Below are 702 nucleotides of genomic sequence, written 5' to 3'. Positions count from 1 at the left end.
ACCCAGTCCGCGCTTCCACCGGGGGCGCAGCTCCTCCGTTCCCGCCAGCGTGCGGGAGTAGAAGTCGAAGTTCTCCTCCACGAAGGCGCGGGAGAGCAGCGGGGAGCGTGCGTCGACGATCTTGCGCATCAGCCAGAGCTTGAGGACCTCCAGATCGGTGGCGGTCCACAGGCTGGCCCCCGCCTCCAGGAAGTCGGGCTGGTCGACATTGAGGGTGTCCAGGACGCTCGTGTCCAGACCCAGCTCCTTGGCCCACGCATCCCATGCGAAGCCGGGGTTCTGTGAGGCGATCTCTGCCCAGGTTCGCGGATTGTTCGCCAGCTGCGGGTCCCGGGTCTTCACGGAGTCCCAGTGGTGTGAGGCGAGTTCGGTCTCGAAGGCCATGACCTTCTGCGCGGCCTCGGCCGCGCCGCCCTCGTCGACGACGCCGGCGAGCGTGAGCGCGCGTCCCACATGGCCCGTGTAGGCCTCACGCGTGTCGGCGTACTTGTCCTCGCGGTAGTAGGACTCGTCGGGCAGGCCCAGACCGGCCTGCGAGAAGTAGGTGATGTAGCGGGTGGTGTCGTTGATGTCATTGTTGATGTAGGGCGCGAAGAACAAGGACACGGAGGATCGCATGAGCCGACCGCCCACGGCGGCCAGTTCGTCGGCCGTCGTGGCCGCGGCGATCGCGTCGAGCTCGGGGAGCAGGGGCGCCGCCCC

Annotated in this window: 1 pseudogene; it reads right to left on the bottom strand. The window is 67.9% G+C overall.

The annotated features are described in order from the left end of the window. A pseudogene (locus FK530_RS24525) lies at nucleotides 1-702 on the bottom strand (peptidase M13); the annotation flags it as partial.

The organism is Tsukamurella conjunctivitidis (assembly GCF_007858475.1).
In the GTDB taxonomy this organism is placed as follows: domain Bacteria; phylum Actinomycetota; class Actinomycetes; order Mycobacteriales; family Mycobacteriaceae; genus Tsukamurella; species Tsukamurella conjunctivitidis.
This window is presented reverse-complemented; position numbering and strand designations above follow the sequence as displayed.